This is a genomic window from Actinomycetospora sp. NBC_00405, assembly GCF_036044095.1.
Classification (GTDB): Bacteria; Actinomycetota; Actinomycetes; order Mycobacteriales; family Pseudonocardiaceae; genus Actinomycetospora; species Actinomycetospora callitridis.
Map to the genome: position 1 here is coordinate 1,313,880 of NZ_CP107938.1, position 26,500 is coordinate 1,340,379.

Below are 26,500 nucleotides of genomic sequence, written 5' to 3' on the forward strand. Positions count from 1 at the left end.
CTAGCTCGTCACGTCCTTCGTCGTGAAGTTCGCCCAGGCGGCGAGCATGAGCACGACGACGTAGCCCGCCTGGAGCCACAGCCCGGACGAGATGTCGCGCAGGAAGATCGGGTCGCGGAAGAAGTCGACCCAGGCCAGCCAGTACCGGGTCGGCAGGTAGGGCGTCACGGACGACGCCGCGTCGAGGCTGACGAGCACCTGGCTGGTGATCAGCGCGGCCAGGGCCCCGAGGGTCGCGCCGAGCGAGGACGCCGTGACCGTCGAGAGGAACAGGGCGATCGCCGCCACGCCGAGCATCGAGACGACGACGTAGCCCATCGCGCCGAGCAGGCGCGCCGCGAGGTCGGCGGGCCCGAGCGCCTCGCCGGACAGCGACGACACCGACGACTGCGCCCGCTCGCGGGCGGCCTGGTCGTCGGCGGCCGCCGTGGTGTCGGCGCCCGGCTGCGCCCCCGACTGCGACGCGTCGGAGCCCCCGACCTGGCCGCCCGCCGACGCCGGCTGCTGGCCACCGGCCGGTCCCGCGCCCGCGACCGCGTCGTCCCCGCCGGTGACCTCGGGCAGGGCCCGCACCACGGCCACCGGGTCGCCCGCCCCGAACAGCGAGACCCCGACGACGTACGACGTGCCGGCGACCGAGAGCACCGCGACGACGACGAACACCACGATCGCCACGAGCTTGGCGCCCAGCAGCGCGGTGCGGCGTACCGGGCGTACGAGCAGGTAGCGCAACGTGCCCTGCGACGACTCGCCCGCGACGGCGTCGCCCGCGACGACGGCGACGGCCACCGGCAGGAAGATCGGCAGGACGAGCGCCAGCGCCGCGGCGGGGTAGAGCGATCCGGACTGCAGCACCGCCGACAGGAACGCCGCGCCCTGCCCCGGCGGCGGGGAGATGCGGGTGGTCGCGAGGAAGACGGCGACCACGGCGGGCAGCAGGCACAGCAGGCCGATCGCCACCCAGGTGCGGGGACGGCCGGCGAGCTTGATCAGTTCGACGCGGATCACGCGCGGGCCCCCTGGGCGCGCGCGGTGTCCGACCCGGGCCCTGTCAGTGCGACGACGACGTCCTCCAGGCTGCGGCGCTGCTCGGCGAGCCCGTCGAGGGGCACGCCGTGCTCGACGAGGTGGCGGGCCAGCGCCGACGGGCCGCCGGGCGCCGCGTCGACGACGAGCGTGTGGTCGTGGCGCTCGGCCACCGCCCGGCCGAGCAGCCGGGCCGCGCCGTCGGGATCGGGGGTGCGCACCACGAGCCGTCCCGTAGGGCCCCGCACGGCGTCGAGGGCGTCCTCGAGCACGAGCCGGCCCCGGTCGACGACGCCGACGGTGGTGCACAGCGCCTCGATCTCGGCGAGCAGGTGGCTCGACAGGAAGACCGTGGTGCCCGCGGCGTTCAGCTCGATCAGCAGGTCCCGGACCTCGCGGATGCCGTGCGGGTCGAGCCCGTTCGTCGGCTCGTCGAGCACCAGCAGCCGCGGCCGGTTCAGCAGCGCACCCGCCAGACCGAGGCGCTGGCGCATGCCGAGCGAGTACGTGCGCACGGGCCGCCGGTCGACCGCGGCGAGCCCGACGCGCTCGAGGACCTCCTCGACCCGCCGGCGCCGGCGCCCGTCCCGGCCGCGCCGGGGCCCCGACGCGTCGAGCAGCGTGAGGTTGGTCCGCCCGGACAGGTGCGGGTAGGCGGCCGGTCCCTCGACCATCGCCCCGATCTCCGGCAGCACGTCGGCCACCCGGTTCGGCACCGTCGCCCCGAGCACCGTGATCTCGCCGCGCGTGGCGTAGACGAGGCCGAGCAGCATCCGGACCATCGTCGTCTTGCCCGACCCGTTCGGGCCGAGGAAGCCGTAGCGGGCGCCCTCGGCGACGTGCAGGTCGACGTCGTCGACGGCGACGTGCGACCCGAAGCGCTTGGTGACGCCGCGCGTCTCGATCACGAGCCCGGACGACGGCCGCGCCTCGATCCGCTGGGTCTCCCGCGTGCTCACTGGCGGCCCCCCGCCAGCAGGTCGGCGGCGCCGGAGTCGAGCGCGGCGGGCGGGACGAGCCCGGCCAGCACCCAGGCCCGGGCGCCGTCCTCGCTGCGCACCACGGCGAGCGAGAGCAGCGGGGTCTCCAGCGCCGAGCCCTGCCCGTCGACGGTCAGGGTGCGCCCGGCCCCGGCGCGGTCGATCCCGCCGAGGAGGGTGCCGGCGAAGTCGGCGGGCAGCGGCACCGCGATCAGCTGCCCGAGCGTCGTGCCGTACTGGCCGAGCGCCGGGAAGCGCCGCTCGGGCGGCACGCGCTCCCGGCCGGCGAGCACCGCGGGCAGCGTGCTCCCGTCGCCGCGACCGAGGACGCCGAACAGGTCGGACGTGGGGCTGCGGGTGACGCCGGCGCCCGGGCCCCGGCGCGGCTCGAGGGCCGTCGGGTCGGGCGGGCCCTGCTCCAGGTCGCCGAACGCCGTGCTGATCATCGGCTCGGCGACCCCGCGGGCCCGCACCTCGACGGCGACGGGGAGCCCGGTCGCCGGGTCGGCCCAGACGTCGAGCGCGTCGACCGTGGTCTCCGGGTCGGCGACCGTGACGCGGACCCCCGCGGCGTCGACGCCCGCGACCCGCCGCGCGGGCAGGGCGGTCGCCGGGTCGTCCGGCGCCGTGCCGGCGAGCAGGCGCCGGGCCAGGTCGGGCGGGAGGAGGTCCTCGGAGCGGGGCAGGCGGACCTCCGGGTCGCGGGCGACGATGGTGAGCAGCTCGGCGCCGTAGTCCCAGACGGCCTGGCCGCGCGGGGTGACGTAGCGGTCGCGCTCCCCCACCGCCGACAGCACGTCGGTGCGCGCCCGGTCCGGCCCCGCGTACCAGCCGCGCATCCGGGTCACGCCGGAGAGCAGTGTGGTGACGTCGGCGAGCGCGGCGATGCGCGGCAACCCCAGCGTCGCGCGGGCCTCGGCGTAGCCGGTCCACCCGACGCCCGCGGACGCCGCGATCCGGTCACGCAGTTCCTGCGGGTCGGCCTGCGCGTCGCCCGGACGCGCCGCCAGGAGCGCGGGGACCCCCACCAGGAGTGCGCCGACCACGGCCACCACGGCCCATCGCCACAGGGCACGCCCCGCGGCCGTCCCCGACCGTCCCGCCACCGGCGTCCCGACTCCCCTCGCTCACGTCCCCGTTCGAGGGTGCCACCGAACCGCGCGGGCGGTGGCTCCCTGGTGAGGCGCTAGTCGCCGGAGGTGCGGGCGACGGTGACGGGGTCGCTCGCTCCGGGCTGGTCGGCGGGCTGGTCAGGCTCGGGCGCCGTGAAGTACCGGACCTTGACGAGGCTCGCGACGGCCGTGATCAGCAACACACCGACGATGACCGCCAGCGAGACCTCGATCCCGATCACGGGGACGTCGAGGGGCCGGCCGTCGTTGAGGAACGGCAGCGTGTTGGTGTGCAGCGCCTCGAGGACGAGCTTCACGCCGATGAAGGCGAGGATCACGCCCAGGCCGTAGGACAGGTAGACGAGCTTCTGCAGCAGTCCGCCCAGCAGGAAGTAGAGCTGGCGCAGCCCCATCAGCGCGAACATGTTCGCGGTGAACACGATGTAGGGGTCGCGGGTCAGTCCGAAGATCGCGGGGATCGAGTCCAGCGCGAACAGCAGGTCGGTCATGCCGATCGCGATCATCACCATGAGCATCGGCGTGACCATGAGCCGCAGCCGGCCCCGGGCGTCGGGGCGCCGGACGACCGACCTGGTGCCGACGTAGTCGTCGGTCACCGGCAGCACCCGGCGCACGAGGCGCAGCGCGACGTTCTCGCGGAACTCCTCGTCCTCGTCGCTCGTCATGACGACCTTGATCGCCGTCAGCACGAGGAACGCGCCGAACAGGTAGAACACCCAGCTGAACCGCTCGATCACCGCGGCGCCGGCGAGGATGAACCCCCCGCGCAGCACGAGCGCGATGAGGATGCCGAACAGCAGCACGCGGTGCTGGTGCACCTTGGGCACGGCGAAGGCACCCATGATCAGCAGGAAGACGAAGAGGTTGTCGACCGAGAGCGAGTACTCGGTGACGTAGCCGGCGACGAACGCCGTCGCCGGCTCCTGGCCGGCCACGACGAACAGGCCGACGGCGAAGACCGCGGCCAGGGCGATGTAGACCGCCACCCAGCGCGCCGCCTCGCGGACACCCACCTCGTGGGGGCGGCGGCCGACGATCGCGAGATCGAGCGCGAGGACGGCCAGCAGGCCGACGATCGTGGCGGCCCACACCCAGAAGGGCACGTTCACGGGGGTTCTCCGATCTCCGGGGGGAACGTCGGGACAGACGCCATCCACCGGAGGTCTCTCCCGCCGCCGATCGGCGACCGAGGGCCCCGGGCACCGAGTCTCCGATGCCGTGCTGACGAGGCCGACGCGTGGGGATACTCCCCTCCGCTACGGAGTGTGTCACCGATGTGAGCGCAGGGCGAAGGCGGCCCTCGGTGGCGATGCGCACCGGCCCGGGGGGAATAGGTCGCTCACGACCGGTTCAGACGAACCGGGATAACGTGCGCGGGTGATCAGCCGCCCGTTCCGGGCCCTCGGAGTCCTGTTCGCCGTCCTGCTCGTCGGGACCGCGACGGTGGCCGCCGCCCCCGCGCCCGGCGGCTCGGTGCGCAGCGAGGACCTGCGCATCGACGTCCTCGACGGCCCGGCGCGCGACCAGCCGCAGACCCTCGACGCCACGCTCTGGCTGCCGGCGACCTCCGGGCCGGCGCCCGCGGTCCTGGTCGCGCACGGCTTCGGCGGCAGCAAGGACTCGGTGGCCGACGAGGCCCGCGCCTGGGCGGAGCGCGGCTACGTCGCCCTCGCCTGGTCGGCGCGCGGGTTCGGCCAGAGCACCGGGCAGATCGCCCTGAACTCCCCGGAGTACGAGGTCACCGACGCTCGCCAGCTCGTCGACCGGCTCGCCGCCCGGCCCGAGGTCCGCCAGGACGGGCCCGGCGACCCGCGGGTGGGCGTCACGGGCGCGTCGTACGGCGGGGCACTGTCGCTGCTGCTCGCCGGTGCGGACCCGCGCGTCGACGCGACGATCCCGATCATCACCTGGAACGACCTCGGGCAGTCGCTCTTCCCCAACCGCGCCGGCCCCGACCCCGCCACCACGCCCGCCGCCAGCGCCGCCGCCCCCGACGGGGTGTTCAAGCGGGCGTGGTCGGCGCTGTTCTTCGGCAGCGGCTCGCGTCCCGCGCCGGGGCAGGAGGAGGCCCCGCCGCAGGTCTGCGGGCGCTTCCTCCCCGAGGTGTGCGCCGGGTACGTCGCCGCCATCACCACCGGGCGCGAGCCCGCCGCGCTCGCGTCGTTCTTCGACCGCGCCTCGCCCGCGAGCGTGGCCGGCCGCATCACGGCCCCGACGCTGCTCGTCCAGGGCGAGCAGGACACGCTCTTCGGGCTCGACCAGGCCGACGCCACCGCGCGCCAGATCGCGGCCGGCGGCGGCACCGTCGCGGTGAGCTGGTTCGCCGGCGGCCACGACGGCGGTGAGCCCGACCAGCGCACCACCGACCGGATGCAGGCCTGGTTCGACCACCACCTCGCCGGGACCGGCGCCGACCCCGGCGCGGCGTTCACCTACGTCGTCCCGTCCGGTGTGCAGGCCCGCCGGGCGCCCACCCAGCGCACGATCACCGCGAGCGTCTACCCCGGTCTCGACGGCGGGCCGGGCACCGTCCGCACGCCGCTGCCGCTGCGCGGCGAGGCCCAGGACGTCGTCGCGCCGGCCGGCGGGGCCCCGGCCGCGATCTCGTCCGTGCCGGGCCTCGCGGGCGCGGCCGGCGGCTCCGGGGACTCCGGGGACGAGGAGGAGGACGAGGGCGGCGGCAGCTCCGGCGGTGGTGGGGGCGGCGGCGGTGCCGGCGGCGGTGGCGGCGGGGCCTCGGCGCTGCTGGGCCGGCTCGCCAACGACCTCCCGGGCCAGTCCGCGCGGTTCTCCACCGACCCGCTGCCCGCCCGCACGGTCGTCGCCGGCACCCCGGAGGTCCGGCTCGCGGTGTCGTCGGTGCCCGGGGCGGTCGCCGGCGAGCCGGTGCTGTTCGCGAAGGTCTACGACGTCGCGGCCGGGGACGGCGCGCCGGGCACCCGCACGCTGCTGGGCAACGCGGTCTCGCCGATGCGCCTGCCCGCCACGGGACCGACGCCGACCGAGGTGTCGGTCAGCCTCCCCGCCGTGGTGGCGACGCTCGCCGCCGGCCACCGCCTCGAGGTCGTCGTCTCGACCACCGACCAGGCCTACGCCGCCGCGACCGCCCCGGCCGTGCACCGGATCGGCCTGGCCGGCCCTGCAGGATCGGCCGCACTCTCGGTGCCGTCGGTGCCCGGCGACGTCCGCAGCGGGACCTCGGTGCCGATCGCCCCGCTCGTCACGGCGGGCGTGCTGCTGCTCGGCGTGCTCGTCGCCTGGCTCGTCGCACGGGTCCTCGCGATCCGCCGCCGGCGCCGGGACCTCGAGCCCGGCGGCACCCTCGCCCTCGAGGAGGAGCTCGCCGGGACCCCGCTCGTCGTCCGCGGGCTCTCCAAGACATTCACTCGAGGATTTCTGGGCACGAGCGGGCTCGTGGCCGTCGACGACGTCTCGTTCACCGTCGAGCGCGGCCAGGTCCTCGGCCTGCTCGGACCCAACGGCGCCGGCAAGACGACGACGCTGCGCATGCTGCTCGGGCTCATCGCCCCGTCGTCGGGCGAGCTGCGCGTCTTCGGCCGGCGCGTCGTCGCGGGCGCGCCGGTGCTCGGGCGCGTCGGCGCGTTCGTCGAGGGCGCCGGGTTCCTGCCGCACCTCACCGGGCGGGACAACCTCGAGCTGTACTGGGCGGCCACCGGACGCCCGCGCGACGAGGCGCACCTCGAGGAGGCGCTGGAGATCGCGGGCCTGGGCTCCGCCGTCGACCGCACGGTGCGCACCTACAGCCAGGGCATGCGCCAGCGCCTCGCGATCGCCCAGGCGATGCTCGGGCTCCCCGACCTGCTCGTGCTCGACGAACCCACCAACGGACTCGACCCGCCCCAGATCCACGCGATGCGCGAGGTGCTGCGGTCCTACGCCCGCGCCTCCGAGGGCCGCACGGTCCTGGTCTCGAGCCACCTGCTGGCCGAGGTCGAGCAGACCTGCGACCACGTGGTCGTCATGCACCGTGGCCGGGTCGTCGCCACCGGCGAGGTGACCGAGCTCGTCGCGAACGGGCAGGTCGCGGTGTCCGTGTCCCCGGACCGGCGCGACGAGGCCGTCTCGGTCCTGCGCGGGCGCAACGGGGTGCGCGACGTCGAGCCGGACCCGGGCGACGCCGACGTGGTCCTCGTCGACCTCGGCGACGTCGACCGCGCCGCCGTCGTCCGCACGCTCGTGGAGGCCGGCTTCGACGTGCGCGGCGTCGGGCCCCGGCGCCGCCTCGAGGATGCGTTCCTCGCGCTGATCGGTGAGGAGGTGCCGCGCTCGTGACCACCACCGTGGACGGGTCCCGCACGCTGCCCGTGCGTGTCGAGCTGACCCGGCAGTGGCGGCGGCGCCGCACGCAGGTGACGCTCGCGCTGTTCGCGCTGCTGCCGGTGATCCTCTGGATCGCCTTCTCCGTCGGCGACGCCCCCGACCAGGGCGCCGCGGCCACCAGCCTCACCGACCTCGCGCAGGCGTCGGGGGTGAACTTCGCGGTCTTCGCGCTGTTCTCCTCGGCGAGCTTCCTGTTCGTGGTGGTCGTGGCGCTGTTCTTCGGCGACACGGTCGCCAGCGAGGCGTCGTGGTCGTCGCTGCGCTACCTGCTGGCGATCCCCGTGCCCCGGGTGCGCCTGCTGCGCCAGAAGGCGATCGTGGCCGCGCTGCTCTCGCTGGCGACTCTGCTCGTGCTGCCGCTGGTGGCCGTGGTGCTCGGCACCCTGGTGTACGGGGCGGGCGACTACCTCTCCCCCACCGGCGAGTCGCTGCCCTACGGCACGGCGCTCGTGCGCATCGCCCTCGCCGTCGCCTATCTCGCGATCCACCTGCTCTGGGTGGCCGGCGTGGCCTCGCTGCTCTCGGTGGTCACCGACGCCCCGCTCGGCGCCGTCGGCGGCGCGGTGCTGGTGTCGATCCTGTCCCAGATCCTCGACACGGTCGACGCGCTGGGCTCGATCCGGAACGCGCTGCCCACCCACGACGTGTTCGCCTTCGCCGACCTGCTCACCCTCGACGTCGACGGCACCGACCTCGCCCGGGGCGTGCTCTCCGCCCTGGTCTGGTGCATCGCCTTCGGCGCCACGGCCGTCTCGTGGTTCCGACGCAAGGACATCACCAGCTAGCCCGACCGGCGCACTCCGTGTGCAAGCCCTGCGTCCACGCTGGCACTCAGCGACAGGAAATCCGCGTCGATCACCGAGGGCGACGCCCGGCGATCCGGGCCGCGACGTGCCGATCGCGGCGGTCAGGAGTACAGGGTCCGCTCGCGCGCCACCCGTCGCACGGACGAGCAACGCGCGCTGCCGGATCTCGACCGCCGCGAGCCGGGCGCGCACGGTGACGTGCCGGGTGTCGAGGACGACGACGAACGCGTCGACACCGCGGCGACGGTCGTGCAGGGCCCTACGGGCGACCTCTCCAGTTCGATCTCTCGACGGTGTCGTCGGTGCGGTCGCGCCGGAGAACACTGACGGCACTCCCGAGAGATCGACGTGGAGAGCTCCGGTCAGCGCGTGCGGACCCTCAGCCCGTGACCTCGATCGTCAGCGGCCCCTCGGCGTCGGGCGCGTCGATGGTCGCCTTGCCGCCCGGGCGCAGGGCGCCGGCGACGATGCGCTTGGACAGCGCGCGATCGACCTCGCGGGTGACGACGCGGCGCATCGGGCGGGCCCCCAGCGCCGGGTCGTGCCCGCGCACGACGAGGGCGTCGACGGCGGCGGGCGTCACCTCCAGCGACACCTCCTGGGCCGCCAGGCGCTCGCGCGTGCCGTCCAGCAGGAGCTCCACCACCCGGCGCCGGGCCTCCGGGTCGAGCGGGGTGAACAGCACGACCTCGTCGACCCGGCCGAGGAACTCCGGACGCAGCGCCCGGGCGAGGGCGGAGAGCACCGCCGACCGCGCGTCGTCGGGATCGCGACCCTCGGTCAGCGCGCTCGCACCGAGGTTGCTGGTGAGGATGACGACGGCGTCCGCGAACGAGACCGTGCGCCCGCGCCCGTCGGTCAGCCGGCCCGCGTCCAGCACCCCGAGCAGCAGCGCCAGCACGTCCGGGTGCGCCTTCTCGATCTCGTCGAGGAGCACCACGCACGACGGCGTGCGGCGGATCGCCTCGGTGAGCTCGCCGGGGCGGTCGTGGCCGATGTAGCCGGGCGGCGCCCCGGTGAGGCGGGCGACGGTGTGGGCCTCGCGGAACTCGCCGAGGTCGAGGCGCACGAGGCGCTCATCGGAGCCGTGCAGGGCCTCGGCCAGGGCGCGGGCGAGCTCGGTCTTGCCGACGCCGGTGGGCCCCGCGAACAGGAACGACGCCACCGGTCGTCCCGGCGCGCCCATCCCCGCGCGCCCGGCGAGCACGGCGTCGGTGACGGCGTCGAGCGCGTGGTCCTGGCCGACGACGCGCCGACGCAGGTGGTCGGCGAGGCCGAGTAGGCGGGTCCGCTCCGAGTCGGTGAGGTGGGCGACGGGCAGGCCGGTGCGGTCCGCGACGACCTGGGCGATGTCGGTGACCGAGACCGTCCCCGAGGCGCCCGGGTCCTCCGCGCGCCGCAGCCGCACCCGGGCTGCGGCGGTGTCGAGGGCGTCGATGGCCTTGTCGGGCAGGAAGCGGTCGCGCACGTGGCGGGCGGTGAGCTCGACCGCGGCGCGGCGGGTGTCCTCGGGCAGCCGCACGCCGTGGTGGTCCTCGTAGCGGCCCTTGAGGCCGTCGAGGATCGCCACGGTCTGCTCGATTGTCGGCTCGTCGACGGTGATCGGGGCGAAGCGACGCTCCAGCGCCTGGTCGGACTCGACGTGGCGGCGGTACTCCTCGAGCGTCGTCGCGCCGACCACCTGCAGCTCGCCCCGTGCCAGCGCCGGCTTCAGGATGTCCGCGGCGTCCATCGTTCCCTCGACACCCGCGCCCGCCCCGACGACGGTGTGCAGCTCGTCGAGGAAGAGCACGACGCCGCGGTCGGTGGCGGTGACCTCGTCGACGAGCCGCCGCAGCCGCTCCTCGAACTCCCCGCGGTACTTGGTGCCGGCGACGAGCCCGGCGAGGTCGATGGCCACCACGCGTCGGCCGGTCGGCCCGGGCACGGTGCCGGCGGCGATGCGCGCGGCGATGCCCTCGACGATCGCGGTCTTGCCGACGCCCGGGTCGCCGACGAGCACCGGGTTGTTCTTGGTGCGGCGTCCCAGGATCTCGAGGACGGCGGCGACCTCCCGCTCGCGTCCGACCACCGGGTCGAGCCGCCCCGCGCGGGCCTCGGCCGTCAGGTCGCGCCCGAAGCGGTCGAGCACCGGGGTGCGGGTGTCCCCGCGCGGACGCCCGGGCGGCGAATCGTCCCGCCCGTCCCGTCCGTCGGGGGCACCCAGATCACCGAAGCCCTCGACGAGCTTGCCGATCAGGTCCTCGAGGGGGTTGGACCACTCCCCGGGACGGTCGGGCCCGCGGCGGGCGTCGTCGCTCACCGCTCCATCATGCTCCTGCCGTGGTGACCACCGGCCGACTAGCAGGCGGGCTCCACCGACAGGACGCCCGGCAGGGTGCGGACGCGGTCGGCGAACTCCGCGCACTCCGCGCTGGTCAGCGCGACGGTGCACTGGATGCACGAGCAGCTGACGCCCTCGTGGACGTCGACCGAGAAGTCGGGGACGCGGTAACCGAACGAGCAGAGCGCCGACGCCAGGTCCATAACCCCGGGCATGCCGCCCGTGGTGAGGATCGTGAAGGGGCGCGGCAACCGTGAGGCGCGGCGGGGGGCGGGGGTGAACGCCGGGGTGGCGGGCTGCTCGAGCGTGGTCACGAGGTGACTCCAGGGATCCGTGCGAGAGGTGGATCCGAGCCAGGTCCCGGCGGACCGCTCACCCATCGTGAGCGGTGGTGCGCGCCGGGGCCCTGGCTACCCGGCGCGCCGAAGTACTACCTCAAGACGCTTCGCCTGCATGACGATGATGTTACCCCCGCCACTCCCACGGCGTCGAACCGACCCGCCGTCGGGATCAGACCATGACGATCCCGCCGTCGATCATCACCGCCTGCCCGGTCATGTAGTCCGCGTCGCGGCTCGCGAGGTAGGAGACGAACGACGCGACGTCCTCGGGCGTCTGCACCCGGCCCAGCGCGATGAGCTGCGAGTACTGCTGGAGCGCCTCGCCCTTGCCGGTGCCGAGGTAGCCGCCCAGCCCCTCGTCGATCTCGTCCCACATCGTGGTGCCGACGATGCCCGGGCAGTAGGCGTTGACGGTGATCTGGTGCGGCGCCAGCTCCTTGGCCGACGCCTGGGTCAGCGCCCGCACCGCGAACTTCGACGCCGAGTAGTGGCCGAGGTGGTCGAAGCCCTGGTGCCCGGCGATCGACGCCGCGTTGATGATCTTCCCGCCGTGCCCCTGCTCGATCATCGCCTCGGCGGCCGCCTGCAGGCACCACAGCACGCCGCCGACGTTGATCGACAGCATCCGCTGCAGGTCCTCGGGCGAGACCTCGAGCAGCTTCTTGACCTGGGCGATCCCCGCGTTGGCGACCATGACGTCGATCGACCCGAACCGCTCACGGGTCGCGGCCACGAGCGCCTGGCACGCCTCGCGGTCGGCGACGTCGGTGGCGGTCGACGCGGCCTGCCCGCCCTTGTCGGTGATCTCCTGCGCGACCTCGGCCGCGGTCGCCGCGTCGATGTCGGACACCATCACGGCCAGCCCGTCGGAGGCGAGCCGGCGGGCGATGGCCGCGCCGATCCCCCGTCCGGCACCGGTGACGACGGCGACGCGCGTCCCCGCGGCGGTCACGGGTGCACCAGAATCTTCACGTTGGTCTCCTTGTGGTCGATGAGCTCGCGGAATCCCTGGTCGACGATGTCGGCGAGGGCGATGCGGCCGGTGATGAACTGGTCGACGTCGACGACGCCGTCACGGATGAGGTCGATGACCTCGGGGTGCCGGCCGGCGTAGGCCAGCGACCCGAGGAGCCGGATCTCGGAGAACACCAGCGAGTTGACGTCGAAGGACGCCGGGTGGCCCCAGATCGAGACGTTGATGCAGGTCCCGCCCGGGCGGGTGGACGCGACGGCCTGCGCCAGGACGGGATCGAGACCTGCGCACTCGAACGTCACGTCCGCGCCCGCGCCGTCGGTGAGCTCGCGGATCGCCTCGGGCACGTCGACCTCGGTGGGGTCGAGGACGTGGTCGGCACCCGCGCCCGGCGCCTTGGCCTTGCGGGCGTCGGCGGGCTCGACCACGACGACCTGGCCGGCGCCCAGGGCCTTCAGCGCGGCCGCGGTGACCAGCCCGATCGGGCCCGAGCCGAAGACGGCGGCCGTCTGCCCCTTCTCGATCCCGGAGAGCTTGGTGGCGTGGTAGCCGACGGCCAGGGGCTCGACGAGCGCGCCCTGCTCGGCGGTGAGGCCGGCGATCGGGTGCACCCAGCGCTGGTCGATCACCATCTTCTCGGCGAACCCGCCCTGGTCGCCGTCGAGGCCGACGAAGCCGAGAGAGCGGCAGATGTTGTAGCGCCCGGCCCGGCACGCGACGCAGGTCCCGCACACGTCGTAGGGCTCCGCGACGACCCGGTCGCCCTCGGACACGCCCGTGACGCCCTCGCCGACACCGGAGACGATCCCCGAGAACTCGTGGCCGAGGGTGATCGGCACGGCGCCCCCGGTCAGCGGGTGCGGGGCCTGCGGCGTCGGCGCGAAGATCGGCCCGTCGAGGTACTCGTGCAGGTCGGTGCCGCAGATGCCGCACCACTCGACGGCGATCTGCACCTGCCCGGGCCCGGGTCGGGGCTCCGGGACGTCCTCCACGCGGACGTCACCGCGACCGTGGAAGCGAGCGGCCTTCATGGGTCCTCCTGGGGTGGGCGTAGCCCCATCCCACGGGGGTGACCCCAGTCACGACCAGGGTTGCAGCGGTGTTGCGTTGCCGGCACCGAACAGGCGGACCTCGTCCTGCGGCGTCGGCGCGAGCACCTCGACGCCGGGCGCGATCCGGTACGGGCGGGCGGCGATGAGGCCGCCGAGCACGCGCCGCAGCCGCGAGAGCTCGGCGCGGACGGTGACGAGGTGGGCGCCGTCGTCGTAGAGGACGCGGCTGATGGCCGCGGCGTCCATGCCGTGGCTCCCGGCGCGCATGAGGAGCGCGAGGATCTGCAGGTGGCGGCGGCTCAGGGCGTGCCGCCACACCTCGTTGCCCTCGACCACCGCGCCCGCGGGCTCCGCGTCGAGGTCGAGGCGCAGGCGCGTCCGACCCGGGCCGGCGGCGTCGGACGGGCGCAGCAGCCAGCCGCCGGGCACGCGGTCGGGCAGGCAGGCGCCCAGGCCGTGGACGAGCATCGCCTCGCCCGCCCGGGGCACGCCGACGCGCTCGCGCGGGGCGAGGCCGGTGGCTGCGGCGACCCAGCCGTGGTCGTCGACGACGAGCGCAGGCCCGGTGCTGCGCGCGAGCATCGGGGCCGCGATGGCGCGCAGGCCCTCGAGGCGCGTCTCGTGCGCGCCCCACAGGCCGGTCTCGGCGAGGCGGACCGCGGTGTGCACGAGGGCGACCGTCGTCGGGTGCACGATCGGCGCCGGCCCGGAGAGGTCGACCACGCCGAGCATCTCCCCGGTGCGCGGGTCGTGGATGGGGCTGGCCGTGCAGGTCCACGGGTGCTGGGCGCGCACGAAGTGCTCGGCGGAGAACAGCTGCACGGACGCGTGCTCGGCCAGCGCGGTGCCGATGGCGTTGGTGCCGACGGAGGCCTCGGTCCAGTCCGCACCCGGCATGAAGCCGAGGGAGTCGGCGAGCCGCCCGACCCGCACCGCGCCCTCGCGCCAGAGCACGAAGCCGTCGGCGGCGGTGACGACCATGATGTGCTCGGCGTCCTCGGCGACCGCCGTGAGGCTCGCCCGCAGCTGGGGCAGCACGCTCGCGATGGGCGACTCCGCCCGCCGGCGCTCGACGACGTCCGGCGCGGCAGGGTCCCCGAGGGACCGCCCGTCGGGGGCGACGCCGTAGGACAGGACCCGGTCCCACGAGCGGCTGACCACCCGGCGCAGCGCCGTCGTCGGCCGGGTGCCCTGCAGCCGCGCGTCGTGGGCCTGGTGGAGCAGGCGGGCGTGCTGACGGAGGTCGGTGCTGCGCGTGACTGCGCAGACCCCGTCGTCCCCGTGAGGCACGAGAACCCCCTCGACGTCGACGGACCTCGCCGCAGCCTAGGCAGCGCTCGTGAGCCGCGCCATAGACCAGCGTCCTTCCCTGCCCTCCGAACCTCGCGGCGAGGCGGACCGCACCTGTCCGCCATCGGTGCGAGCCTGCGGGCATGAGTCGCGACATCCAGATCACCGTCGACTGCGCGGACCCGGGAGAGCTGGCGACGTTCTGGGCCGAGGCGCTGGGCTACCGCGTGCAGGACCCGCCGGACGGCTTCGCCACCTGGGACGACGCCCTCGAGGCGTTCGGCGTCCCGCCCGAGCACCGCAACGACGCCTCGGCGGTCAACGACCCCGACGGCTCGGGTCCGCGGGTGTTCTTCCAGAAGGTGCCCGAGGGCAAGCAGGTCAAGAACCGCGTGCACCTCGACGTCCGCGCGGCGCCCGGGCTCGCGGGCGAGGAGCGCATGGCGGCCCTCGAGGCGGAGGCCGCGCGGCTCGTCGGCCTCGGCGCCACCCGTCTCGAGCGGCACGAGCCCTCTCCCCCGCTGCAGGCCGGGCACGTCATCCTGGCCGACCCCGAGGGCAACGAGTTCTGCCTGGACTGACACCGGGCACCCCGCCGTGTGACCGAGCCGCTGGACCTCTTCGCCGACGACGGGACGGCCGACGCCCCGCCGGCGCCCGACCTCGACACGTTGCGCGCGCAGGCCGCCGGGTGCACCCGCTGCGAGCTGTACCACGACACCACCGGGACGGTGTTCGGGTCGGGCCCGCCGCAGGCGCGCCTGGTGATGGTCGGCGAGCAGCCCGGCGACCAGGAGGACCGGCAGGGCGCGCCGTTCGTGGGCCCGGCCGGGCGCCTGCTCGACGAGGCCCTCGACGGCGCGGGGATCGCCCGCGACGACGCGTACGTCACCAACGCCGTCAAGCACTTCAACTTCCGCTACCAGGGCAAGCGGCGGATCCACGAGACACCGAAGGCCGGGCACATCAAGGCCTGCCGGCCGTGGCTCGACGCCGAGCTCGCGCTGGTGAAGCCCCAGGTGCTGCTGACCCTCGGCGCCACCGCGGGCAAGGCCCTGCTCGGGCCCAAGTTCCGGATCACCGCCGAGCGCGGCGAGCCGCGCCCGTGGAACGACCTGACGCTCGTGCCGACGATCCACCCGTCGGCGATCCTGCGCGCCGACCCGAGCCGCGGGCAGGACCGCGACGAGATGATGGAGGGCTTCGTCGCCGACCTGCGCCGGGCGGGCGAGCTGCTGCACGCCTGACTACACCGGCAGCCCCAGACCCCGGGCGATGAGCATGCGCTGCACCTCCGACGTGCCCTCGCCGATCGTGAGGATGCGGGCGTCCTGGTAGTGCCGGGTGACGGCGGTGTCGGCCATGAAGCCGTAGCCGCCCGCGACCTCGGTGGCGAGGTACGCCGCCTTGTTCGCCGCCTCCGAGGCCACGAGCTTCGCGGTGGCGGCCTCCTTCGCGATCGGCAGGCCGTGGTCGTACTTCCACGCGCCGTCGTAGGTCATCACCCGGGCGGTGGCGGCCAGCGCGGCGATGTCGGCGACCTGGAACGCCACCCCCTGGTGGCCCCCGAGCGGCGTGCCGAACGAGGTGCGGTCGGCGACGAAGCGCCGGGTGTCGTCCAGGCAGCCGAGGGCGAGCCCCGTGCTCATCGCGGCGATCGGGAACCGGGCCCACGTGAGGAACCCGAGCGCCTCGCGGTACCCCCGCCCCTCCTCGCCGAGCAGGGCGGAGCCCGGCACGCGGACCTCGTCGAAGAACAGCGGGTGGGTGTCGGACGACCGCCATCCGAGCTTCGCGTAGGGCGCGCCGACGGTGACGCCGGGCGCGTCGAGCGGCACGAGGAACGCCGAGACCGGACGTCGGGACCGGCCGTTCGCGCCCGGCGCGGCGTCGCCCGTGGCGGCGAAGAGGATCACATAGCGGGAGAACGGGGTGCCCGAGTTCGTGATGAACTGCTTCGACCCGGAGATCACCCAGTCGCCGCCGTCGCGGCGCGCCGTGGTGGCGATGTTGCCGGCGTCGGAGCCCCCCGTGGGCTCGGTGAGGCCGAAGGACACGAAGGTCTCCCCCGTGCACGCGCCGGGCAGCACCTCGCCCAGCAGGTCCTCGCGGCCGTCGGCCAGGTGGGCGAGCAGGGCGACGCTGATGGCCTGGACGTGGACGGTCACGGCCAGCGAGGAGTCGACCCGGGCGAGCTCCTCGGCGGTGAGGCAGAGCGTGCGGAGGTCGGCCCCACCGCCGCCGTACCGCTCGTCGGCGAGCAGCCCGTAGGCGCCGAGCCGGCCGGCCGCGCGGGCGAGGTCGGCGTCGAAGACCCCCGCGATGCTGCGCTCCGCCGCGCCCGGGGCGACCTCGCGCTCGCAGAACGCCCGCAACGTCGTCTGCCAGTCCCGGTGGTGGTCCTCGAGCGCCCAGGGCACCCCGTAGTCCTGGTCGTCGAGCGTGTCCGGCTCGAGCTCGGGGTCGATGCCGCTGGGACGGTCGGACGTCTGTGTCATCGCAGGCTCCTGGTCGTGGAGGTCAGGCGCCGGCCACCCGGCTGGCCTGCCCCGCCCAGTGCGGTTCGCGCAGGGCCTTGCGCAGCAGCTTGCCGACGACGTTCTTGGGCAGGGGGTCGTGGGTGAGCTCGACGGCACCGGGCTTCTTGTAGGACCCCAGGGCCCCGCGCACCAGCTCGGTGATCTCCGCGGCGGTGACGGTCGCGTCGGGCGCCACGCGGCAGACGGCCATCGGGGTCTCGCCCCAGCGCTCGTGCGGCACCGCGAACACGGCCACCTCGACGATCTCGGGGTGGTCGGCGATCGCGGACTCGAGCTCGGCGGGCCAGATGTTGAAGCCGCCGGAAACGATCATGTCGTCCGCCCGGTCGAGGACGTAGACGTAGCCGTTCGCGTCGATCCGGCCGATGTCCCGGGTACGGACCCACCCGTCGACGAGGCGGGTGGCCGTCAGCTCGTCGTCGTCCCAGAAGCCGCGCATCTGGCCCTCGACCTGCGCCCAGAGCTCGCCCTCCGCGCCGAGGGGCAGCACGGTGCCCTCCTCGTCGCGGACCTCGATCCGCGCGAACGGCAGCACCTTGCCCGCGGCGCGCAGCGGGGAGGACCCGGGGATGTCGGAGAACCACTCCTGCGGGGTCATCACGGTCAGCGGGACGGCCTCGGTCTGGCCGAACACCTGGTGCAGGACGTCGCCGAACGCCGCCCGTCCGGCCAGCGCGGTGGCGTCCGTGATCGGCGCCCCGCCGACCAGCAGGCACTCCAGCGGCCCCAGGTCCCGCCCGGACCGCGACGGGTCGGCGGTGAGCATCTGCACCATCGAGGGCGGCGCGAACATGTGCGTGACGCGGTGGCGCTCCATCATCGCCAGCACCTTGGCGGGGTCGAACGCCCCGAAGAGCAGGTTGGCGCTGCCGTGCAGCCACGCCGGCAGGAACAGGTACCCGGACGCGTGCGAGATCGGGCCGGCGTGGCCGACGACGCTGTGGTTCTGCAGGTTCGGCAGGCGGTAGTACCAGTTGCGGCAGTTCACGAGCCAGTCGTGCTGGGTGTAGCCGACGCCCTTGGGCCTGCCGGTCGTGCCCGCGGAGTGCCGGATGACGTACCAGTCGTCGCCGTCGACCCGGATCTCCGGGTCGACCGCGGACTGCGCCGCCAGCCACTCCTCGTAGCCCTCGTCGCGCACGAGCACGTGCTCCAGGCCGGCCGCTCCGTCGGTGGGGCCGTCGAGCCCCTCGACCTCGTCGGCGTGCGTCGCGTCGACGACCAGCACCCGTGTCTGCGTCTGCTCGACCATCTGCTGGTGGGCCCGGCGGGCGTTGCGGGCGTAGAGCGGGACGCGGACCGCACCCGCGATCGCGGCACCGAGGAACAGGTCCGCGGCGCCCAGGTCGTTGTCCTCCACGCTCGCGACGCGGTCGCCGGGCCGGACCCCGAGCGCCCGCAGACCGTTGGCGGTGCGCACCCCGCGGTCCCAGGCCTCGCCGAAGGTGAGGCTCCGGCTCTCGGTGACGAGGGCCGTGCGGTCACGGTGCAGCATCATGGCCTGGCGCATCAGGCTGGGCACGTCCACGGGCCGCTCCTCGTCGTCCGACCGGGTCCGACGCGGCGGACGCTATGAGGGGCGTCGCGCTCCCACTACCCACGAACGAGGGGACGCCTCAGGGCAGCAGGCCGCCCGCGCGGGCGCGGTGGACGGCCTCGCCCCGCGTCCGGCTGCCCAGCTTGGCCATCGCGGACTTGAGGTAGGACTTGACCGTCTCGACGGTGAGCCCGAGGCGCGCCCCGACCTCGCCGTTGGCGTGGCCGACCGCCACGAGGGCGAGGACGTCGAGCTCGCGGGCCGAGAGGTGCACGGCCGGCGGGGACGCCGCCCCGGGCCGGTGCAGCCGCGCCGCGAGGGCGTCGAGCCGACCCCGGGCGGCCGGGTCGGTGGTGCCCGCCCGCGCCGCCCGCAGGACGGCGTGCAGCTCCCGGGCCTCCTCGCGGGAGAGCAGGACGTCGCACCCGTCGGGAGCCGGGACGGGGTGGGTCCTCGACGGACCCGCGCGGACGGCGGCCCGCACCGTCGCCGCCATGCGGGCGAGGAACCGCTCGCCGAACTCGACCGGCCGCCGCATCGCGCCGTACACGGCGCCGTGGAGTGTGCCGTCGACCCGGACGGGCAGCGCGAACACCGCGCGCAGGCCCTCGGCCGACACGGCCTGGTCGAACTGGTGGGTGATGCCCGGGGCGCGGGCGTAGTCGGCGACCGCGAGCGGCCGCTCGACCGCCAGGACCTTGCCGCCGAGCCCCTGCCCGACCGCGGTGACCAGGCCGTCCATGCTCCCGGCCCGCGCGCCGCTCATGTGCCCGAGGCGGAAGGTGCCGTCCCGGGCGTCGAGCGAGGCGGCGAACGCCATGTCGAGGGCCTCGACCTCCGCGAGCGCCCGCACGGCGCTCGCGAGGGACGGGCTCGCCGCGGGACCGGGCACGGCGGGGACAGCAGCCACACCCACCTCCCCGAGCCCGGGACCGAGCCCATCGATGCTAGGTCATCGATGTGGTCCGGGTCACGGAACGGGCGCCGACGCTCAGCTGACCCCGGCCGCGTCCATCCCCCGCATCTCCTTCTTGAGGTCGGCGATCTCGTCACGCAGGCGTCCGGCCAGCTCGAACTGCAGGTCGCGCGCCGCCGCCATCATCTGGTCGGTGAGCTGCTGGATGAGGTCCGCCAGCTCCGCGCGCGCCATGCCCTCGGTGCTGCGGTGCTCGACGATGCCCGAGCTGCCGCGGCCGCCGGCCTCGCCCGCCGCGCGCCGCCCGCGGGAGCTGTTGCGGGCCGACCCGCCGACCTCCACCGACTCCTCGGTGTCCTCGGCCTCGCGGTAGACGCGGTCGAGGATGTCGGCGATGTTCTTGCGCAGCGGCTGGGGATCGACGCCCCGCTCGGTGTTGTAGGCGACCTGCTTCTCGCGACGCCGGTTGGTCTCGTCGATCGCGTAGCGCATGGAGTCGGTGATCTTGTCCGCGTACATGTGCACCTGGCCGGACACGTTGCGGGCCGCGCGGCCGATCGTCTGGATCAGCGAGCGCTCGCTGCGCAGGAAGCCCTCCTTGTCGGCGTCGAGGATGGCCACCAGCGACACCTCCGGGAGGTCGAGCCCCTCGCGCAGCAGGTTGATGCCGACCAGGACGTCGTACTCCCCCGAGCGCAGCTGGCGCAGCAGCTCGACGCGCCGCAGCGTGTCGACCTCGGAGTGCAGGTAGCGGACCTTGATGCCGAGCTCGAGCAGGTAGTCGGTGAGGTCCTCGGCCATCTTCTTGGTCAGCGTGGTGACCAGGACACGCTCGTCCTTCTCGACCCGCGTGCGGATCTCGCCGACGAGGTCGTCGATCTGGCCCTTGGTCGGCTTGACCACCACCTCGGGGTCGATCAGGCCGGTGGGGCGGATGACCTGCTCGACGAACTCGCCGCCGGCCATCCGCATCTCGTAGTCGCCCGGCGTCGCCGACAGGTAGACCGTCTGCCCGATGCGGTCGGCGAACTCCTCCCAGGTCAGCGGCCGGTTGTCGGTGGCCGACGGGAGCCGGAAGCCGTACTCGACGAGGTTGCGCTTGCGGGACATGTCGCCCTCGTACATGCCGCCGATCTGGGGCACGGTCACGTGCGACTCGTCGATGACCAGCAGGAAGTCCTGCGGGAAGTAGTCGATCAGTGTGGCAGGCGCGGTGCCGGGGCCGCGGCCGTCGATGTGGCGCGAGTAGTTCTCGATGCCGGAGCAGAAGCCGACCTGGCGCATCATCTCGACGTCGTAGCTGGTGCGCATGCGCAGCCGCTGGGCCTCGAGCATCTTGCCCTGGCGCTCGAGCTCGGCGAGGCGCTCCTCGAGCTCGGCCTCGATGGCCTTGATGGCCTTCTCCATGCGCTCGGGCCCCGCGACGTAGTGCGTCGCCGGGAAGATGCGGACGTCGTCGACCTGCCGGACCACGTCGCCGGTGAGCGGGTTGAGGTAGTAGAGCGCCTCGATCTCGTCGCCGAAGAACTCGATGCGGACCGCGAGCTCCTCGTACGCCGGGATGATCTCCACGGTGTCGCCGCGGACCCGGAACGTGCCGCGGGCGAAGGCCATGTCGTTGCGCTGGTACTGCACGTCGACCAGGGCGCGCAGCAGGGTGTCGCGGTCGAGCTCCTCGCCGACGGCCAGCTGCACCGAGCGGTCGAGGTAGGACTGCGGCGTGCCGAGGCCGTAGATGCAGGACACCGAGGCGACCACGACGACGTCGCGGCGGCTCAGGAGGTTGGACGTGGCCGAGTGGCGCAGCCGCTCGACGTCCTCGTTGATCGAGGAGTCCTTCTCGATGTAGGTGTCCGTCTGCGCGATGTACGCCTCGGGCTGGTAGTAGTCGTAGTAGGAGACGAAGTACTCGACCGCGTTGTTGGGCAGCAGCTCGCGCAGCTCGTTGGCCAGCTGGGCGGCCAGCGTCTTGTTCGGCGCCATGACGAGCGTCGGGCGCTGCACCCGCTCGATGAGCCAGGCCGCGGTGGCCGACTTGCCGGTGCCGGTGGCGCCGAGCAGCACGATGTCGTGCTCCCCGCCCTTCACCCGCTTCTCGAGGTCCTCGATGGCCGCGGGCTGGTCGCCCGCCGGGGAGTACGGGCTGACGACCTCGAACGGCACACCGGTGCGCTCGATCTCGCCCACCGGGCGGTGCTCGGAGTGCGCGAGCGCCTCGTCGGGCAGCCCCTCGGGGTTCTCCCCCTCACGGGCCGAGCCGGGAACCTCTGTCGCGAACGCCATGGGATCGAGGTTAACCGCGCCCCCCGACAGCGGGGTGCGCGACCGCGTCAGCCAGGGGTCAGCCGGAGCCGCCGCTCGCCACCCGCTGCCACGAGCTCCGCAGCGGGGCGGTGTCGTAGCAGATGGTGAGCCGCGCGATGAGGTCACGGTCGTCGGTGAGCGTCACCAGGTCGACGACGTCGAACGGGGCGGGCGTGCCGTCGCCGAGCACCCAGGCGTAGTGGAAGGCCAGCGCGACCTCCCGGTCGTCCCGGGGGTCGACGTAGATCCGCCGCAGCTCGGTGCTCGACGCCGACGAGTCCGCGAACAGCCCGGGGTAGAAGCGCGCGGCCGGCAGCGTCCCGTAGAGCGGGGACGCCACCTCGCCGCCCGGGGCGAAGCAGGCGATGACCGCGTCGACCGAGCCGGCGTCCAGCGCGGCCAGGTAGCGGTGCAGGACCTCCGGCGTCGTCACCGGGACTCCGCACGACGCCGGGCGGCCGCCGCGAACCCGTCGAGCAGGCACCGCAGGCCGAAGTCCCAGCGCGACCCGACAGGCCGGCCGGGGTCGGTCATCACCGCGGTGAGGGCGGGATAGCGGTCGGCGTGGGCGGCGACGAGGTCGCGCATGGTGCTCCCGCCCGCGGGGTCGGCGGTCCACGGCCGGGTGCCGGCCGAGGCGGTCGCGAGGGTGGTGCGCAGGTGCCCGAACAGCATCGACACCGCGTCCATCCGCTCGTCGGGCGCCAGCCCGAGCGGCTCGACGACCCGCACGGCGGCCTCGACCCAGCCGACCTCGCGGGGTCCCATCACCCGCTCGCCGACGGTGACCCACGGCAGCCACGGGTGCCTCGTCCAGACGTCCGACACCAGGCGGGCGAACTCCTCGGCCTGCTCGCGCCACGTCCCGACCAGCGCGTCCGGACCCGGCGGCTCCTCGACGGCGGCGTCGATCATGATCGCCTCGAGCTCGTCCTTGTTGGCGACGTAGCGGTACAGCGCCATCTTGGTCAGCCCCACCTCGGCGGCCACTCGCTGCATCGAGAGCCCGGCCAGCCCGTCGCGGTCCGCCACCTCGACGGCCGCCCGCGCGATCTCGTCGAGCGTCAGCCCGCGCCGCGGGCCCCGCGCCGGCTCGTCCGGTGTCCGCCAGAGGAGAGGGCCCCCCGACCCCTGCGCCGACGCCGGGGCGTCCGTCCCGGTCGTGCTGCTCATCCGATACGTCCCTTGCCTCGGCGGTCTTACTGTGTCTAGCGTACACAGTGTCCGCAGGACACAGTTTCCTCAGAGGAGGTCGCCATGACGCTCACCGCCCCGGCCCCGACCACCGACACCACGGCCTCCCGTGGCCGTGCCGCCGTCCGGCGCCGCCGGCGGGCGCTCGGGATCGTCCTCGCCCTCGTGGTGACGGTCGCGGTGTGGCTGCTGGGCCATCTCGCGGGCGCCGACTACTGGATCACCGACAGCCAGGGCAGCGTGCGCATCGGCATGCTGGTGACCGCCCAGGTCACGGTGGTGCTCGGGCTGGTCGGCTGGGGCGTGCTGGCCCTGCTCGAGCGCCTGGGCCGCCACGGCACCACCGTCTGGACCGTGCTCGCCGTGGTCGTCGTCGCGGCCTCGATGATCCCGGTCGTGCTGGTCGAGGCGACCACGGCCACGCGCGTCGCCCTCGTCGCGGTCCACCTCGCCGTGGGCGCCGTCCTCGTGCCCGCCTTCGTGCGCGCCCGCTCCTGACCCCCTGAACCACCCGACACCCCCGGAGGACCACCGTGCGCTCGATCTTCGTCAACCTGCCCGTCGCCGACGTCACCACCAGCCGCGCGTTCTTCGGCGCCCTCGGCTTCAGCGTCAACGAGCAGTTCAGCGACGAGAGGACCGCCTGCCTCGTCATCGAGCAGAACATCTTCGCGATGCTCATGACCCCGGAGCGCTTCGGCGACTTCGTCGAGGGCGACATCGCCGACGCGCAGAAGAGCACCGAGGTGCTGCTCGCCCTGTCCGCCGACAGCCGCGAAGAGGTCGACCGGCTCCGGGCCGCGGCGCTGGCCCACGGCGGCGGGGAGTGGAAGCCGAACCAGGACCACGGCTTCATGTACGGGTGCTCGTTCACCGATCCGGACGGCCACGTCTGGGAGGCCGTGTGGATGGACCCGGCCGTGGCCTCCGGCGAGCCGGCGCCGACGCACACCTCCTGACTCGCCCGTCCCGGCACCCGCCCGCCCCGTGTGGGCGGGTGCCGGGACGTCGTCGGGCACCGCCCTCGTGACCTAGGGTCGCCGCTCGTGGGCCTGCACCCTCCGAAGATCGAGACGTTCGACGTCGCCGCCGGCACGAACACCGACCCCAAAGGTTTCGTGCGCGCCGTGGAGGTCTACCGCGAGGAGCCGTTCGGGCTCTACGTCAGCCGTCCGATGGTCGACCACCCGACGCTGACCCACCTGCGGTCGTGGCTGCTGCCCGGTCTCGGCGTCCGGGTCACCGACTTCAGCTGGCGGCCCGGCCACGAGCGCCTGCAGGACCACTACCTCGACATCGTCGACATCACCCGCGACGGGACGACCTGGTGGACCGAGGACCACTACATCGACCTCGTCGTGCACACCGGGGAGGGCACCGAGGTGCTCGACCTCGACGAGTTCGTCGAGGCCGTCGCAGCGGGCGTGCTCGACGCGCCGCGGGCCGAGCGCGCCCTGGGGACGAGCCACCGCACGCTCGCCGGCCTGGCAGGTCACGGCCACGACCTGGACCGTTGGCTCGCAGGTCACGAGGTTGCCCTGACGTGGGAGTGATCCGTGTCACGCCGTGAATGACACCTCTGCCATTCGGGTAAGGCCCGCCTCGGTGACCCTCCATCGGGTGTCCTAGGGTCCTGCTCCGTGAGCCCCGTCGTCTCCCACCAGCTGGTCGAGGTCGTCGACATCCGTAGCGCGACCCGCACCCTCCCCCTCGCCCCGGAAGAGGTCCTCGAACAGGCCCTCGACCGATGGCAGGTCACCGAAGGTGGCCTGCGCACCACGGTCCTCAGCCCCGAGGACCCCTTCGTGCTGGCCGAGACCTGCTGGTACGTGCCCGAGCACGGCCTCCGCCTGCGGCGACGCCGTCCCCGCGACACCGACGCGGCCGACGTGACCACCGAGATCGGCGCCGTGCGCATCGACGTCGACGACGCGCGGTGGCGCTGCACCGATCTCCTGCTCGGACTCGAGATCCTGGACGGGCGCCCGGCGCGGGTGGCGCACCACGCCGACTTCGCCGCCGCCGTCGCGGGCGGGGTCCTCTCGGCCACCGACGCCGACGAGGCGATGAGCACGGTGCACCGGGTGCTCGGCGAGCTCGGCGAGGCCCGTCACGACCTCGACGCATGGACGGGGTCGCTGGGGATCGGGTCGCTGACCCGCTACTGATCGCGGTGGTCGTCCTGGGCCTGCCGAGCCCGGCTCAGGGCAGCGCGACCTCGGTCCGCACGGCGTCGGGGTCGCTGCGCGCGCGCCGCGGGTCCTTGCGGGCGGCGTCACGCGCCTTGACGATCGCCCGCGCCTGCTTGGCCTGACGCCGGTCCTTCGCGTCGAGCACGAGGATGCGCGCCGGGCAGCCGGGGTCGGCCGAGCCGTGCCGGCCCGCGTCGACGACGGGGAACCCGGACACCGTGAGCGCCTCGGCGAGCTCGATCCCGGGACGGTCGGCCTCGACGAGGAGGTCGACGACGGCCGGCGCCGGCAGGCCGGGCACGGCGCCCGGGCCGACGTGCTCCACGCGGCGCACGGTCCCGCCTCCGGCCACGGCGACGCGGGCGGCGAGCCGCCGGCCGACGGCGGCGCGGTCCTCGGCGGGGGTCACGACGTCGGTCGGCACCTCGACGGCGCGGCGGCGCTCGACGTTCCCGGCGAACGGGACGAGGCGCTCGTGCCACAGGCGCTCGACCTGTTCGCGCAACGCGCCCGCGGCCCCCGCGTTCTCCAGCCACACGTCGGCGGCGGCACGGCGGGCGTCGTCGTCGGCCTGGGCGGCCATCCGGGCCCGGGCGTCCTCGACGGTCATACCGCGCGTCTCCACGAGACGGGTGACCCGGACGTCCACGGGGGCGTCGACGACGAGCACCAGCGCGAACGCCGCCCCCATGCCGTTCTCGACCAGCAGGGGGACGTCGTGCACGACGACGGCGTCCTCGTCGGCCTCGGAGACGAGCTCGGCGGTCCGCCCGCCGATCAGCGGGTGCAGGATGCCGTTGAGCTTCTGCCTCTTGGCGTCGTCCGCGAAGACGATCTGCCCGAGCGCCGGCCGGTCGAGGGCCCCGTCCGCGTCGAGCACGTCCTCCCCGAACGCGGCGACGACCTCGGCGAGCCCGTCGGTGCCGGGTTCGACCACCTCACGGGCGATCGCGTCGGCGTCGATCACCACCGCGCCCAGTTCGGTCAGCGTCGCCGCGACCGTCGACTTCCCCGCCCCGATCCCACCGGTGAGTCCCAGCCTCAGCACCCCCGCAGTCTGCCCGAGCGGGGATGAACGTCACTCGACCCGGGGTCGAGACCGACCGGTGCGTCACTCGTGTCTCAGCCGTCACATCGCTATGGTGGCGCCTCACTAGCACCACACGCCTCGAGGAGTCACCGCCGTGTTCCGTTCGCGCCGCACTGCGGGCCGTCATCGCCTCGGCGACCCCGGACTGGTCTCCTGCCGGGCCATCCCCCAGATCGCGGCCGCCCTCGCGGTGCCCGAGATCGCCCGCCGCGGCCTGGTCGAGCGCCTGCTCGCCGGCTCCCGGCACCTGCGCCCGGCCTTCGAGCGCTCCGCCTCGCGCCCGGTCGCAGGCGCCGCCGTCCCGGCGTAACCCGGCGAGGGCGTCCCTCGCTGCGCGGTTCGCCGCAGCGAGCCCGGCGAGGGCGTCCCCCGCTGCGCGGTACGCCGCCGAGGCGTCCCTCGCTCCCCCACGTCCGTCCGCACCTCGGCCGCGAACGGGGACTTCGCGCGCGTAGAAGCAGC

At 74.4% G+C, this 26,500-nt stretch carries 25 protein-coding genes; 9 read left to right on the forward strand and 16 right to left on the reverse strand.

The annotated features are described in order from the left end of the window. The 4 genes from OG774_RS06435 to OG774_RS06450 all read right to left on the reverse strand — a co-directional run bounded on the left by OG774_RS06435 (position 1) and on the right by OG774_RS06450 (position 4,248). Positions 1-1,008 (reverse strand): ABC transporter permease, encoded by a 1,008-nt coding sequence (locus OG774_RS06435; RefSeq protein ID WP_328307752.1) that lies wholly within the window; start codon positions 1,006-1,008, stop codon positions 1-3. Further along, positions 1,005-1,985, reverse strand: coding sequence for an ABC transporter ATP-binding protein (locus OG774_RS06440; RefSeq protein ID WP_328307754.1), 981 nt, complete (start codon positions 1,983-1,985; stop codon positions 1,005-1,007). Before OG774_RS06440 ends, OG774_RS06435 begins: the two co-directional genes overlap by 4 nt. Then, the gene (locus OG774_RS06445; RefSeq protein ID WP_328307756.1) at positions 1,982-3,112 is read right to left on the reverse strand and encodes a hypothetical protein; all 1,131 of its coding nucleotides are present in this window, start codon (positions 3,110-3,112) and stop codon (positions 1,982-1,984) included. Before OG774_RS06445 ends, OG774_RS06440 begins: the two co-directional genes overlap by 4 nt. An 80-nt stretch (positions 3,113-3,192) precedes the next feature. Next, on the reverse strand, positions 3,193-4,248 hold the full coding sequence (locus OG774_RS06450; protein ID WP_328307758.1) for a TerC family protein: 1,056 nt from the start codon (positions 4,246-4,248) through the stop codon (positions 3,193-3,195). A 268-nt stretch (positions 4,249-4,516) separates the two neighbouring features. On the opposite strand from OG774_RS06450, the gene OG774_RS06455 reads away from it, so the two are divergent. Together OG774_RS06455 and OG774_RS06460 are read left to right on the forward strand one after the other, a co-directional pair. Next, positions 4,517-7,432 (forward strand): alpha/beta fold hydrolase, encoded by a 2,916-nt coding sequence (locus tag OG774_RS06455; protein WP_328307760.1) that lies wholly within the window; start codon positions 4,517-4,519, stop codon positions 7,430-7,432. Next, positions 7,429-8,265 (forward strand): ABC transporter permease subunit, encoded by an 837-nt coding sequence (locus OG774_RS06460; protein WP_328307762.1) that lies wholly within the window; start codon positions 7,429-7,431, stop codon positions 8,263-8,265. The genes OG774_RS06455 and OG774_RS06460 overlap by 4 nt, the downstream gene beginning before the upstream one ends. Before the next feature lie 400 nt (positions 8,266-8,665). On the opposite strand, the gene OG774_RS06465 is transcribed toward OG774_RS06460, so the two are convergent. The 5 genes from OG774_RS06465 to OG774_RS06485 form a co-directional block, all read right to left on the reverse strand. Continuing rightward, complete coding sequence (locus OG774_RS06465) at positions 8,666-10,588, reverse strand: ATP-dependent Clp protease ATP-binding subunit (protein ID WP_328307764.1); 1,923 nt, start codon at positions 10,586-10,588, stop codon at positions 8,666-8,668. Positions 10,589-10,626: 38 nt separating this feature from the next. Beyond that, complete coding sequence (locus OG774_RS06470; RefSeq protein ID WP_328307766.1) at positions 10,627-10,923, reverse strand: hypothetical protein; 297 nt, start codon at positions 10,921-10,923, stop codon at positions 10,627-10,629. 196 nt (positions 10,924-11,119) lie between these two features. Next, positions 11,120-11,902: an acetoin reductase gene (locus OG774_RS06475; RefSeq protein ID WP_328307768.1), complete on the reverse strand. Its 783-nt coding sequence runs from the start codon at positions 11,900-11,902 to the stop codon at positions 11,120-11,122. Further along, positions 11,899-12,954 carry a 2,3-butanediol dehydrogenase gene (locus OG774_RS06480; protein ID WP_328307770.1) on the reverse strand — a complete coding sequence of 352 codons (1,056 nt, stop codon included), beginning with the start codon at positions 12,952-12,954 and terminating at the stop codon, positions 11,899-11,901. Before OG774_RS06480 ends, OG774_RS06475 begins: the two co-directional genes overlap by 4 nt. 48 nt (positions 12,955-13,002) lie before the next feature. Beyond that, positions 13,003-14,265 (reverse strand): GAF domain-containing protein, encoded by a 1,263-nt coding sequence (locus OG774_RS06485; protein ID WP_328307772.1) that lies wholly within the window; start codon positions 14,263-14,265, stop codon positions 13,003-13,005. A 143-nt stretch (positions 14,266-14,408) separates the two neighbouring features. Here OG774_RS06485 and OG774_RS06490 point away from each other — a divergent pair, with 143 nt between their 5' ends. Both OG774_RS06490 and OG774_RS06495 read left to right on the forward strand, forming a co-directional pair. After that, positions 14,409-14,846 (forward strand): VOC family protein, encoded by a 438-nt coding sequence (locus tag OG774_RS06490; protein ID WP_328307774.1) that lies wholly within the window; start codon positions 14,409-14,411, stop codon positions 14,844-14,846. 18 nt (positions 14,847-14,864) lie between these two features. Next, positions 14,865-15,512 (forward strand): UdgX family uracil-DNA binding protein, encoded by a 648-nt coding sequence (locus OG774_RS06495; protein WP_274195067.1) that lies wholly within the window; start codon positions 14,865-14,867, stop codon positions 15,510-15,512. On the opposite strand, the gene OG774_RS06500 is transcribed toward OG774_RS06495, so the two are convergent. The 6 genes from OG774_RS06500 to OG774_RS06525 form a co-directional block, all read right to left on the reverse strand. Next, positions 15,513-16,763 carry an acyl-CoA dehydrogenase family protein gene (locus OG774_RS06500; RefSeq protein WP_328307777.1) on the reverse strand — a complete coding sequence of 417 codons (1,251 nt, stop codon included), beginning with the start codon at positions 16,761-16,763 and terminating at the stop codon, positions 15,513-15,515. Between the two features lie 22 nt (positions 16,764-16,785). Beyond that, entirely contained in the window at positions 16,786-18,333 is a 1,548-nt protein-coding gene (locus OG774_RS06505; RefSeq protein WP_328307779.1) for a class I adenylate-forming enzyme family protein, read from the reverse strand. Positions 18,334-18,421: 88 nt separating this feature from the next. Continuing rightward, positions 18,422-19,252 (reverse strand): LuxR C-terminal-related transcriptional regulator, encoded by an 831-nt coding sequence (locus tag OG774_RS06510; protein WP_328307781.1) that lies wholly within the window; start codon positions 19,250-19,252, stop codon positions 18,422-18,424. Between the two features lie 81 nt (positions 19,253-19,333). Continuing rightward, a complete protein-coding gene (gene uvrB, locus OG774_RS06515) occupies positions 19,334-21,541 on the reverse strand; it encodes an excinuclease ABC subunit UvrB (RefSeq protein WP_328307783.1) in 2,208 nt (735 codons plus the stop codon). A gap of 58 nt (positions 21,542-21,599) precedes the next feature. Continuing rightward, positions 21,600-21,995, reverse strand: coding sequence for a nuclear transport factor 2 family protein (locus OG774_RS06520; RefSeq protein ID WP_328307786.1), 396 nt, complete (start codon positions 21,993-21,995; stop codon positions 21,600-21,602). Next, a complete protein-coding gene (locus OG774_RS06525) occupies positions 21,992-22,735 on the reverse strand; it encodes a TetR/AcrR family transcriptional regulator (protein ID WP_328307788.1) in 744 nt (247 codons plus the stop codon). Before OG774_RS06525 ends, OG774_RS06520 begins: the two co-directional genes overlap by 4 nt. Before the next feature lie 84 nt (positions 22,736-22,819). On the opposite strand from OG774_RS06525, the gene OG774_RS06530 reads away from it, so the two are divergent. The 4 genes from OG774_RS06530 (at position 22,820) to OG774_RS06545 (ending at position 24,924) form a co-directional block, all read left to right on the forward strand. Continuing rightward, the gene (locus OG774_RS06530) at positions 22,820-23,254 is read left to right on the forward strand and encodes a DUF6069 family protein (protein ID WP_328307790.1); all 435 of its coding nucleotides are present in this window, start codon (positions 22,820-22,822) and stop codon (positions 23,252-23,254) included. Positions 23,255-23,289: 35 nt separating this feature from the next. Continuing rightward, the gene (locus tag OG774_RS06535; protein WP_328307792.1) at positions 23,290-23,715 is read left to right on the forward strand and encodes a VOC family protein; all 426 of its coding nucleotides are present in this window, start codon (positions 23,290-23,292) and stop codon (positions 23,713-23,715) included. Between the two features lie 87 nt (positions 23,716-23,802). Continuing rightward, positions 23,803-24,309 carry a DUF402 domain-containing protein gene (locus OG774_RS06540; protein ID WP_328307794.1) on the forward strand — a complete coding sequence of 169 codons (507 nt, stop codon included), beginning with the start codon at positions 23,803-23,805 and terminating at the stop codon, positions 24,307-24,309. 87 nt (positions 24,310-24,396) lie between these two features. Further along, positions 24,397-24,924, forward strand: a complete 528-nt coding sequence (locus OG774_RS06545) for a hypothetical protein (protein ID WP_328307796.1) — start codon at positions 24,397-24,399, stop codon at positions 24,922-24,924. Positions 24,925-24,958: 34 nt separating this feature from the next. Here the strand turns inward: OG774_RS06545 and coaE are convergent, their stop codons facing one another. After that, complete coding sequence (gene coaE, locus OG774_RS06550; RefSeq protein WP_328307798.1) at positions 24,959-25,996, reverse strand: dephospho-CoA kinase; 1,038 nt, start codon at positions 25,994-25,996, stop codon at positions 24,959-24,961. Positions 25,997-26,132: 136 nt separating this feature from the next. On the opposite strand from coaE, the gene OG774_RS06555 reads away from it, so the two are divergent. Next, positions 26,133-26,348: a hypothetical protein gene (locus OG774_RS06555; protein ID WP_328307800.1), complete on the forward strand. Its 216-nt coding sequence runs from the start codon at positions 26,133-26,135 to the stop codon at positions 26,346-26,348. The last annotated feature ends 152 nt before the right edge of the window (positions 26,349-26,500 follow it).